The organism is Chitinophaga sp. (genome assembly GCF_035538455.1).
Taxonomy (GTDB): domain Bacteria; phylum Bacteroidota; class Bacteroidia; order Chitinophagales; family Chitinophagaceae; genus Chitinophaga.
In genome coordinates this window covers 18676-29749 of record NZ_DATLKJ010000083.1, presented here as the reverse complement: position 1 = coordinate 29749, position 11074 = coordinate 18676, and the positions used below count along the sequence as shown (strand labels likewise).

At 44.6% G+C, this 11074-nt stretch carries 12 protein-coding genes; all 12 read left to right on the top strand.

Annotation, left to right across the window (positions count from 1 at the left end; translation table 11 throughout):
• Nucleotides 1-441 (top strand): NAD(+)/NADH kinase (locus VM802_RS09560; protein WP_524537094.1); only part of this gene is annotated, 441 nt, incomplete at its 5' end.
• Between the two features lie 167 nt (nt 442-608).
• A complete protein-coding gene (porG, locus tag VM802_RS09555) occupies nt 609-1475 on the top strand; it encodes a type IX secretion system protein PorG (protein WP_325529722.1) in 867 nt (288 codons plus the stop codon).
• A 231-nt stretch (nt 1476-1706) separates the two neighbouring features.
• On the top strand, nt 1707-2468 hold the full coding sequence (gene uppS / locus VM802_RS09550; RefSeq protein WP_325529720.1) for an undecaprenyl pyrophosphate synthase: 762 nt from the start codon (nt 1707-1709) through the stop codon (nt 2466-2468).
• Nucleotides 2449-5205 (top strand): BamA/OMP85 family outer membrane protein, encoded by a 2757-nt coding sequence (locus VM802_RS09545; RefSeq protein ID WP_325529718.1) that lies wholly within the window; start codon nt 2449-2451, stop codon nt 5203-5205. The genes uppS and VM802_RS09545 overlap by 20 nt, the downstream gene beginning before the upstream one ends.
• 65 nt (nt 5206-5270) lie before the next feature.
• Nucleotides 5271-5786, top strand: coding sequence for an OmpH/Skp family outer membrane protein (locus tag VM802_RS09540; protein WP_325529716.1), 516 nt, complete (start codon nt 5271-5273; stop codon nt 5784-5786).
• A 61-nt stretch (nt 5787-5847) separates the two neighbouring features.
• Complete coding sequence (locus tag VM802_RS09535; RefSeq protein ID WP_325529714.1) at nt 5848-6357, top strand: OmpH/Skp family outer membrane protein; 510 nt, start codon at nt 5848-5850, stop codon at nt 6355-6357.
• Nucleotides 6358-6538: 181 nt separating this feature from the next.
• Nucleotides 6539-6694 (top strand): 50S ribosomal protein L34, encoded by a 156-nt coding sequence (gene rpmH, locus VM802_RS09530; RefSeq protein WP_012788729.1) that lies wholly within the window; start codon nt 6539-6541, stop codon nt 6692-6694.
• Nucleotides 6695-6705: 11 nt separating this feature from the next.
• Nucleotides 6706-7101 (top strand): ribonuclease P protein component, encoded by a 396-nt coding sequence (locus VM802_RS09525; protein ID WP_325529724.1) that lies wholly within the window; start codon nt 6706-6708, stop codon nt 7099-7101.
• 153 nt (nt 7102-7254) lie between these two features.
• A complete protein-coding gene (gene yidD / locus VM802_RS09520) occupies nt 7255-7485 on the top strand; it encodes a membrane protein insertion efficiency factor YidD (protein WP_325529686.1) in 231 nt (76 codons plus the stop codon).
• Between the two features lie 53 nt (nt 7486-7538).
• Complete coding sequence (locus VM802_RS09515; protein ID WP_325529684.1) at nt 7539-9215, top strand: S41 family peptidase; 1677 nt, start codon at nt 7539-7541, stop codon at nt 9213-9215.
• Between the two features lie 68 nt (nt 9216-9283).
• Entirely contained in the window at nt 9284-9829 is a 546-nt protein-coding gene (locus VM802_RS09510; RefSeq protein WP_325529682.1) for an RNA polymerase sigma factor, read from the top strand.
• Between the two features lie 86 nt (nt 9830-9915).
• Nucleotides 9916-10968: a FecR family protein gene (locus VM802_RS09505; RefSeq protein ID WP_325529680.1), complete on the top strand. Its 1053-nt coding sequence runs from the start codon at nt 9916-9918 to the stop codon at nt 10966-10968.
• Nucleotides 10969-11074 lie beyond the last annotated feature (106 nt).

Genomic DNA, 11074 nt, shown 5'->3' with positions numbered 1-11074 from the left:
ATCCATAAGAAGGACACCTCAGCGATGGTGAAAATCCATACTTACCTGAATGGAGAATTCCTGAATACATACTGGGCAGATGGGCTGATTGTGTCTACGCCAACCGGTTCTACGGGTTACTCTCTTAGCTGCGGTGGCCCTATTGTATTTCCGGATGCAGGTAGTTTTGTGATTACACCTGTGGCCCCACACAACCTGAACGTAAGACCGATTGTTGTACCTAATGACAATGTCATCTCTTTTGAAGTAGAGGGGCGCAGCGATCAATTCCTCTGCACTCTGGACAGCCGTATGGAGACCATTGACAATACCATACAGCTGGCGATTAAGAAAGAGGTGTTTAAATTAAGTCTGTTGCGCCTGGACGACAGCAATTTCCTACATACGCTCAGAAACAAGCTGCTATGGGGAATTGATGCGAGGAATATGATTAAAATATGATGAATTATATTTAATTATTGGATATATTGTTACATTTACAAATGTATTGCCAGTTGATTGCAAAATCATTTATGCCTGTGAATAGTGTGTTTCCCCTATCGAGTAGCATAATGATCAGTCACACATTAAATAAATCCGGCATTATTGCGTTTAAGTAGAACTGATTTATGCTGATACCTCGTCAATATCCTAAATACTTCTTGTTATCGTTACTGTTAGTAACAGGTTGTCTGTTTACTGGCAGGGTAGCAGCGCAGAATGAGCTGCAATATGTAGGAGAGTTGGGGATTTCTATTGGTGGCGCCCATTATTTTGGTGATCTCAACACCAGGGGCGCATTGAATGCCCTGAAGCCATCTATAGGCGTATATTACAGGAAATATATGAATGATTATGTTGGTGTAAGGGCGCATGCGCGTTTCATGCAGCTGGGCTATTCGGATGCTTATAATAAAAATGAATTTGAGCGCCGCCGCAACCTCAGTTTTAACACCAATGTGTTTGAATTGGCGCTTCAGGGTGATTTTAATTTCTTCCGGTTTGAACCAGGCAGTCAGTTTTACCGGTTCTCTCCATATCTTACTGGCGGGGCCAGTATCTTTCATTTTAATCCCTATGCGTATCTCGATGGGGTGAAATATTACCTGCAGCCGCAGCGTACCGAAGGGCAGGGAACGGCTCTTTATCCGGATCGCAAGCCATATAGCCTGGTGTCTTATGCATTCCTTATTGGTGGCGGATTCAAGTATAATATATCAAGAAAAGTAAATATAGGTCTCGAAGCACTTTACCGTTTTACCCGTACAGATTATCTGGATGACGTAAGCACCACTTATGCGGGCATTGCGGCTTTTCCGCCATTGCCTAATGGTAAGTCTACCGTGGCCGGGTTGTTGCAGGACAGGTCTTATGTAACTGGTGATCCCCTGGGTGTACCTGGGCGTCAGCGGGGTAATAGCCGCGACAAGGACCAGTTTGTGACGATTGAGCTCACACTGAGTATACTGTTTACCTCCTATAACTGTAAATTTTAGGTTCCTTTCAGTCGCCTGTCTACGGGCAGGCATTTTGTACCTCCGGATCGCCTTACCGTATCGTTGAAATTTCTCCAAAGCCCCACTGGTATTGAATTCGCTGTTAAAACTACGTTAAAACCCCCACTTATATTTTGCTGAAAAAGTCATTACTCTATTTTTGTATCTTTGCACACTTTTAGTAAACCTTTTAATCAATCTGTATCATCTGACATAATACGCCTGACACAAATGAGCTTGAAGGATAAATTGGACTTACAACGGTTACCGCGCCACATTGCCATCATTATGGACGGGAATGGCCGTTGGGCAAAGGAACGGGGACAAGACAGACTGTACGGGCACCATGAGGGGGTGGAAAGTGTGCGCACCATCGTGGAGACCTGTGCAGAACTTGGAATCGGTTACCTGACCCTGTATGCGTTTTCTACAGAAAACTGGGACCGCCCGGTTTATGAAGTGAACGGTATTATGGAATTGCTGGTGAATACTGTCCGTAAGGAGGTAAATACCTTATCCAAGAACAATATCAGGCTGAGTGTTATCGGTGATATGGATATGCTGCCCCCCCAATGTCAGCAGGAAATGGAAGAGGCCATAGCTCTTACAAGCCACAATACGGGGCTTAATCTTATAATGGCCCTTAGCTATAGCGCCAGGTGGGAAATCGTGAATGCGGCCCAGAAAATAGCACAGGACGTTAAAAATGGGAAGCTCGACCCGGCAGGCGTAACGCCCGAAATATGGGAAAGTTATCTCTGTACCAAAGGTCTGCCGGACCCGGAACTAATGATACGTACCAGTGGAGAATGCAGGATCAGTAACTTCCTGTTATACCAGCTGGCTTATGCGGAACTGTATTTTACAGAAACCCGCTGGCCGGATTTCCGCACAGAACATCTTTACCAAGCCATCTTAAACTATCAAACCAGAGAAAGGCGCTTTGGCAAAACAAGCGAACAAATTCAGCAGAATGAAGAAATTATTTCCTAAGGGTCTCCTGGCTATAGCATTATGTTGCAGCGCAGGCATACGTGTATCCGCTCAGCAGAAAGATACCGTTCCACCTGTGCAGCCACCAGCTAATTCGCCAGTTGTGTCTCCGCTTAGCATGGGTGCTCCACAACAGTACGAAATTGCCGAAATAACCGTAGTTGGTACTCAGTACCTCGATAAATCATTGCTGCTGTCGCTTTCTGGCCTCAGTGTAGGCGATAAGGTAGTTTATCCGGGAGGTGACCAGTTCACCAAAGCTATACAAAGCCTCTGGTCTCAACGCCTTTTCGCAGACGTTACGATTTATGTAACAAAAATTGATGGCAACAAAATATGGCTTGAAATAGGCCTTATTGAAATGCCCCGCATGTCTGGCTTTGTTTTCAGAGGAATCAAAAAATCTGAAGCAGATGACATCACTACCAAAGCGGGTCTCCGTAAAGGTAGCGTGGCTACCCAGGCGGTAAAACAGAACGTAATAGGCGTAGTTCATAAGTTCTATGCTGACAAGGGTTTTGGAAATGCCACGGTAAAGATCGATGAACGTAAAGATACGGGACTGGTAAACTCCGTTTTCCTGATATTCAATGTCAGCAAAGGAAATAAAGTCCGCATTGATGATATTAACATCGTTGGGAACTACAGCATTGCTGATTCCAAGCTAAAGAAGAGAATGAAAGGTACGAAAGAGCGTACCCGCCTCACTTTACATCCTTCCAACGAACATGTATATGTAGACTCGCTGGCACAACCCGACGAGTTCTGGAAAACCTATGGTTTCCTTCAGCCTACCAGGGCGTTGGATAAGCTGGATCCCTATTTCCGTTTCAAGCTGTTCAGTTCTGCCAAATTCAATGAAACAAAATACATTGAAGATAAGGGTAAAGTAATCGGCTACTACAACAGTAAAGGCTTCAGGGACGCGTTAATTACCAGAGACACTACCTACAAATCCTCCAATCAGAATCTGAATATCGATATGCAGATCTCTGAAGGTAAAAAATACTATTTCGGTGATATTACCTGGAAAGGTAATACCCGTTACAGTGACTCCGTACTGACGCGCCTCCTCGGAATCAAAAAGGGGGATGTGTATAACCTGGAGTTGCTGGAAAAAAGACTGGGTAAGCAGATGTCTCCGGAAGGTGGCGACATCAGCGGCTACTACATGGACTATGGTTACCTGTTCTTCCAGATTGATCCGGTGGAAATAGGTATCCGCGGAGATACCATCGACTATGAGATCAGGTTGCGCGAAGGTCCGCAGGCTACTATCAAGGAAGTACGTATAGCTGGTAATGAAAAGACCAATGAGCACGTTATCCGTCGTGAGCTGCGTACTATTCCCGGTGAGAAGTTCAGCCGTCAGGATCTGATCCGTTCGAACCGTGAGATTGCCAACCTGGGCTTCTTCAACCCTGAAAAAATTGGGATGAACCCGGTGCCTAACGTGCAGGACGGAACGGTGGATATTGATTATACTGTAGAAGAGAAAGCCAACGACCAGCTGGAGCTATCTGCTGGCTGGGGTGGTTACATCGGTCTTACCGGTACACTTGGCGTAACATTTAATAACTTCTCCTTACGTAATATCTTCAGGAAAGAGACCTGGGATCCGCTGCCAAGCGGTGACGGCCAGAAACTCTCTGTTCGTGTATCCTCTAACGGTAAGGCGTATCGTTCCTACAACTTCTCCTTCACAGAGCCCTGGCTTGGCGGGAAGAAGAGGAACCAGTTTTCTGTAAGCTTCTACAGCAGCTATCAGAACCCATATGCATATCAGAACTATTACAGACCGGCATGGGATACCACCACGCTGCGCGACGGTCACTTTAAAGTACTTGGTGCTTCCGTATCACTGGGTAAGCAGCTGAAATGGCCGGATGACTTCTTCACACTTATTTATTCCGTGAACTATCAGCAGTATAAGCTGAAGAATTATAACTACTTCGGGATTCAGGGCTTTGATAATGGTACATCCAATAACATCAACCTGAAACTGACGCTGGCCCGCTCGTCTGTTGATCAGCAGATCTTCCCGCGCAGTGGTTCCAACTTTATGCTTTCTGCACAGTATACGCCTCCGTACTCATTGTTCAGCCCGGGCAAGGATTATACGAAGGAGCCGGTTTCCCAACAGTTTAACTTTATCGAATACCAGAAATACCGCTTCAATGCTGAATGGTATGTGCCGTTGAGCCGTCCGAAAGGCAGTGATAACAAGATGTTTGTATTGAAGGTAGCCGCTAAGTTTGGTTACATCGGCAGATACAACAACCGTACAAGATTGTCTCCATTCGGAAGGTTTGAGCTGGGTGGCGATGGTCTGAGTAACTTCGCGATCTATGACCGTGATATCATTTCACAGAGGGGTTATCCGGTGTATTATGACTCCGATCCGAGGATAAATCCGGAAAGCGGTCAGCCTATTGGTTATGAAGGCTTTACCGTATTTAACAAATATGTAATGGAGCTGCGTTATCCGTTCAGTCTGAACCCGAGCTCCACTATATTTGGACTGGCGTTTGTGGAAGCAGCCAACGGTTATAAGGACTTCGGCGAATACAACCCTTTCAGGCTGCGTCGTTCTGCTGGTATAGGTATGCGCTTCTACCTGCCGATGTTTGGTCTGCTTGGATTTGATTATGGTATAGGATTTGACCGTCTGCGTCCGGGTGGAGGTCTGAAAGATGCCGCTAAGTTTACATTCATGCTGGGCTTTGAACCGGAATAATGTGAAATAAATTTATATATTGCAAGACTAACCGGGATACCGGTCACAGCAAAAATCATTGTAGCATGAAGAAACTATTTATTACAGCAGCTCTCGCATTGAGCATAGCAGGTGCAGCAAATGCCCAGCGTTATTGTGTGATAGATACGAAATATATTCTTGAGAGCATCCCTGAATACAAGGATGCGCAGAAGAAACTGGATGCAGTGGCGGAGCAATGGCAGAAGGAGATTGATGTGAAGTTCCAGGAAGTAGATAAAATGTATAAGTCTTACCAGGCCGAACAGGTAATGCTTACAGAAGAGCTGAAACGTAAGCGGGAAGACGAGATCGTAGTAAAGGAAAAAGCGGCGAAGGATTTGCAGAAGAAGCGTTTTGGCTACGAAGGAGATCTTTTCAAGAAAAGGGAAGAACTGGTGAAGCCGATCCAGGATAAGGTTTACAATGCTGTGCAGAAGCTTTCTGCCAGCAGGATGTACGATTTTGTACTGGATAAATCCGGCGGAGCTACTGTTATCTTTTCTGATCCCAAGCTGGACAAGAGTGAAGAGATCCTGAGATCAATGGGCGTTAAAAAATAATCGGCACCTATTTTAACTATAACTGATAAGAATTAAATTTTTTTTAAACACAGACAACATCATGAAGAAGTACGTAATTATTGCTTTTGTGGCGGTTACAGGTTTGTTCAGTGCGAATGCAATGGCGCAATCCAAAATAGCGCATATCAATGCTCAGGCGCTGGTTACAGCAATGCCGGAAGCTAAAAAAGCAGAAACTGATCTGCAAACTTTTGCTCAGGGACTGGAAGGTGATGGTAAAGCCCTGGTTGATGAGTACACTAAAAAAATGAAGGAATTTGACGAGAAAGCGGCCAGCATGACTGAGAATATGAAAGAGATCAAAGGCCGTGAAATCCAGGACGCACAGAAACGTATCCAGGATTACCGTGACCAGGCTGAGCAGAAAGTACAGGCTAAACAGCAGGAACTGCTGAAGCCTATCTATGATAAGGCACGTAAAGCTATTGAAGATGTAGCCAAAGAAAAAGGTTACAACTATGTAATAGACAGTTCTGCTGGTTTGCTGCTGGTTTCTCCTGCATCAGATGACCTGCTGCCATCTGTAAAAACCAAACTGGGTATTAAATAATTATCTTTTTTAATATTGAAAGTGGAACCTGGTGCTGCTGGGTTCCACTTTTACATTTAAGATTTTAGAGATTAATTTTACTTTTTAAATATTTTCTGCTACCTTTGCCTTCCGTTTTAAAAAACAGTATACCTCTCAAACGGGAGTGTTTTAGTATAGTACAGGTAAAAACAAAAAAGAAATGAAACGTACTTTTCAACCGCATAACAGACGCAGAAAGAGCGTTCACGGCTTCAGAAAGAGAATGGAAACTGCTAACGGCCGTAAGGTACTGGCTTCCCGTAGAGCAAAAGGTCGTAAGAAGCTGACTGTTTCTGACGAGCGTAAGCTGAAATAATTAGTAGCTAAATACTATTTGCCATAAAGACTTATTCTTTCAGAAAAGAAGAAAGGTTAAAAAGCAGAAAACTTATTGAAACGCTTTTTCGAGAAGGGAAAGCGTTTTCTGTTTTTCCGTACCGTGTGGTTTACCTGCCCGTAAAGGAGCTGCCGGTAAATAAATTCCCTGTGCAGGTTGGGTTCAGTGTTTCTTCCCGCCGTTTCCCCAACGCAACTGACCGCAACCGCATCAAACGCCTCAGCCGTGAAGCCTGGCGCCTGCGAAAGCAGGAGCTGTATGATCATCTTCACGCAGAATCGCGCCGAATGGCGGTTTTCCTCATCTACACAGATAAAAAAATACAGGACTTTACTACCCTGCAAGACAAAATTTCGGTAATTTTAGGGAAGCTGATAAATATTTAGGTGTTTTTTTATTTAGGTATTTAGGTATTTGAAATGCAGCGGAGATAATATTTTGTTCAACAATCGTTCATCTCCGCTGCATTTCAAATACCTAAATACCTAAATAAAAAAACACCTAAATATTTATCCGGGCTGAAACCTAAATGCTTTTATATGCTTCGTGTTGTCAGATGGTTAGGTTATCCTTTTATTTTCCTGATTAAGATTTATCAATGGTTCATATCGCCTTTGCTGGGTAGTAAGTGCCGTTATACACCTACATGCTCTCAATACGGACTGGAGGCATTTAAGAAATATGGGCTCTTTAAGGGTGGCTATCTCACTATAAAGCGTATCTTGTCTTGCCATCCCTGGGGCGGACACGGGTATGATCCTGTTCCCTGATACCAGGAGACTATTGCCAGCTATTAATATCATTCATCTTATACACTCTTCGCATGCGTGTGTTTTTTAATAGAAGAAGGAAACTGTTAGCAGTCTTGTTATTGCTGATAACTGCCGGAGGTATCTTTGCTTTCAATGAGAATGACAAATACTTCCAGATCGCCAAGAACCTGGATATATTCGCGGCCTTCTACCGTGAGCTTAATACTTATTACGTGGATGATCTGCCCCCGGAAAAAGTGATTCACAAAGGTATTGAGGCCATTCTTGAAGAAACAGATCCCTTCACAGATTTCGTTACCGAAGAAAATCTGGATGACTTGAAATTCATGGCTACCGGTAAATACGGCGGCGTGGGTGCTTCTATCAATAAAAATGGTGACTGGACTACGATCACAGATGTTTATGCGGGCAGCCCCATGGATAAAGCCGGTGTAAAGCCTGGAGATATTATCGTTTCCATGGACGGCAAGCCACTGAAGAGTGTAGCACAGGATGAGATCAGCCGGATGCTGAAAGGCGCGCCAGGTACCTCGCTGGATATAATATTCCGCCACCCTGTTACCGGTGCGGAAACGCCAAGAAAAATAGTAAGGGAAGAGATCAACGTAAAAGCAGTAAATTATTCCGGAATGCTGCGTGATATTGGTTATATCCGAATGACACAGTTTACGGAAAACAGCGGCGCCATGGTGCGCAATGCTTTTCTGCAATTGAAACAAGGAAATCCTAATATGAAAGGCGTAATCCTTGATCTGCGGGGCAATCCTGGTGGATTACTGGATGAAGCAGTAGTAGTGGCCGGCATTTTCGTGGATAAAGGCAAGTTGATAGTAAGTACAAAAGGTAAAGTAAAGAACTGGGACCGTAACTACGAAACCACTGAAGCACCTGCGGATATGCATATTCCGCTTGCTGTACTCACTAATCATTCTTCTGCATCTGCATCTGAAATAGTGGCGGGCGCTGTACAGGACCTGGACCGTGGTGTGGTTATTGGTCAACGTTCCTATGGCAAGGGCCTGGTGCAAACCACCCGTCAGCTGCCTTATAACACCAAGCTGAAAGTGACCACAGCCAAATATTATACCCCAAGCGGACGCTGTATACAGGCTATCGATTATTCTCACCGTAATGATGACGGCAGCGTGGACTATGTACCAGATTCTCTTCGCAAATCATTTAAAACACAAGGCGGCCGCGCGGTTAAAGACGGCGGTGGTATTGAGCCTGATGTGAAAGTGGCGCCCTCTTATCTCAGCCAGGTAGCGATTACGCTGATGAGAAAGCAATATATATTCGACTTCGCTACAAGTTATTATTATAATCACCCTAAGGTGGCTCCTGCCGCTGAGTTTACACTCAGTGACGAAGACTTCAACGAGTTTGAACGCTATCTCGACAATAAAGACTTTAGTTATAAAACACGCAGTGAAGATGCGCTGGAAACATTCAAATCAACTGCGAAGAAAGAAAAATACTACGATGCTGTAGCCAAAGACCTCGAAGCACTGGAACAGAAAATGAAGCACGACAAAAAACAGGATCTGCTGAAGAACAAAGAAGAAATAAGACGGCTGTTGGAGGAAGAGATCACCAACCGTTATTATTCCCAGCAGGGCCGCATTACCAGATCGCTGGCCTGGGATAAGGATGTGAATGAAGCAATTAATATACTACACGACAACACAAAGTATAAGAAGCTGTTGAGCACCAGTAACAGCCAGTAGCAGCATAATGTCTAACGCCGGAGGCTGCACGCGTGGCGTTGCATAATTATCTTAAAAGAGAAAACGGAGTGAAGCACTTAACTGATCCCGAACTCGTGAAGCTGATAAAAGAGGATGACGAAGGCGCTTTCAGGGAAGTTTATGAAAGATACTGGAAGGTCCTTTATCAGCAGGCCACCCGTAAACTGGCCACTGTAGAGGAAGTAAGAGATATTGTACAGGAGATATTTTTCTCTTTGTGGAAGTCCAGGCATGCCCTGGTACTAAAGGAAACCCTTCTACAGTACCTTTATTCATCATTACGGTATAAGATCATCGATTTTTACCGTCTTAAAACCGTGCGTAGTAAATACTATGACAGTCTTCTTGGAGAAGATGAACTTTCATATACAGAAGTAAGTGAACAATTGTATTACCGCCAGCTGAATATTCTGGTGGAAGAAGAGATCAGACAGATGCCAGCCAAAATGCAGGAGGTATTTGTGCTTAGTCGCGATCACAACCTGAACGCTGTGGAGATTGCACAGAAACTATCATTATCACATCAGACAGTACGCAACCAGATCAGCATTGCACTGAAAAGAATCCGCAAAAGATTGGATAAGACCTTGTGAAACCCGTAACCCACCGGATTTTAAAAAAAAGTTAAATCTTTTCTGGTACACTTATCCTATTAAATCGACAAACTATCACGGACGCTATGAAAAAAGAAATGCCGGATCATTTACCGGAAAATATCCAGGCTTTGCTGATGAAGCAAAGCAGCACCTCCCTGCTGGCTGAAGAACAGCAACAGCTGGACGATTGGTACGAATCACTGGCTTTTATGCCGGCCGGAAACTTATTGGATGGTGGTGAACGCGAAACTGTTGAGCAGGAAATGATCTGGGCAGAAGTGAGAGCCAGGATGAGTGTAACGGCGTCAGTGAAAGTGGTGAAAATGTTTCGCTGGTGGAAGAAAGTGGCTGCTGCGGTGGTTATTGCTGCAATTGCAGGAGGGACGTGGTATACTATTGGTTTGCTCAACAGGCCATATAAGCTGCAACTGGCTACCAGCACCGGTAACGTAAGGCAGCTCACCTTGCCGGATGGCTCACGGGTATGGCTAAATGCCAGCAGCAGGTTGCAGTACAACAACTGGCAGCCGGGTAAGAGCAGAGAGGTAATGTTGGATGGCGAAGCTTTCTTTGATGTGGCTCAGCGGGCGGGAGAGCCTTTCATCATCCATACAACTGCTATGGATATAAATGTACTAGGTACTTCGCTGAACGTAAAAGCATATGCCAGCGACGCCACTGCTGAGGCTACACTGGTAACAGGTAAAGTGGCCATTGTACTGAAGAATGAAAAGAACAGGACAGTACAGCTGGCGCCCAGCCAGAAGCTGGTGACACTCAGCAGCCCGGAGCACAGAGAGGTAGAGAAAATAAAATCAGTAAAGCAGCACAATATAACTGATACAGCAAATTACAGCATTGCGCCGGCGAGAATGTTTACCGCTGACAGCAGCTATGCAGAGGTAGCCTGGAAAGAGCACAGGCTTGCCTTCTTTGATCAACCATTTGAAACGATTGCACAGCAACTGCAACGTTGGTACGGGGTCAATGTAGTGTTTAATAATGAAGCTATAAAAACTATAAGGTTTACAGGCACGTTCCGCGACGAATCACTGTCACGCGTAATAATGGCGTTACAACTGTCAGCACCTTTCAATTATCATATCAGTAATGACACGTTAATGATCGATAAATAAATCAACTGAACAAAAATGGACAGCTAACACAGTGAACTAATTGAAAAAAGGGAAATGCTGGCACATTTCCCCCTACCAAAGATCAACTGGCATATTCAGCTCCTTC

What these genes read in the sequence shown, in the direction of transcription:
- porG (WP_325529722.1), top strand. Translation starts at nt 609, where the DNA reads ATGCTGATACCTCGTCAATATCCTAAATACTTCTTGTTATCGTTACTG.
- uppS (WP_325529720.1), top strand. Translation starts at nt 1,707, where the DNA reads ATGAGCTTGAAGGATAAATTGGACTTACAACGGTTACCGCGCCACATT.
- VM802_RS09545 (WP_325529718.1), top strand. Translation starts at nt 2,449, where the DNA reads ATGAAGAAATTATTTCCTAAGGGTCTCCTGGCTATAGCATTATGTTGC.
- VM802_RS09540 (WP_325529716.1), top strand. Translation starts at nt 5,271, where the DNA reads ATGAAGAAACTATTTATTACAGCAGCTCTCGCATTGAGCATAGCAGGT.
- VM802_RS09535 (WP_325529714.1), top strand. Translation starts at nt 5,848, where the DNA reads ATGAAGAAGTACGTAATTATTGCTTTTGTGGCGGTTACAGGTTTGTTC.
- rpmH (WP_012788729.1), top strand. Translation starts at nt 6,539, where the DNA reads ATGAAACGTACTTTTCAACCGCATAACAGACGCAGAAAGAGCGTTCAC.
- yidD (WP_325529686.1), top strand. Translation starts at nt 7,255, where the DNA reads ATGCTTCGTGTTGTCAGATGGTTAGGTTATCCTTTTATTTTCCTGATT.
- VM802_RS09515 (WP_325529684.1), top strand. Translation starts at nt 7,539, where the DNA reads ATGCGTGTGTTTTTTAATAGAAGAAGGAAACTGTTAGCAGTCTTGTTA.
- VM802_RS09505 (WP_325529680.1), top strand. Translation starts at nt 9,916, where the DNA reads ATGAAAAAAGAAATGCCGGATCATTTACCGGAAAATATCCAGGCTTTG.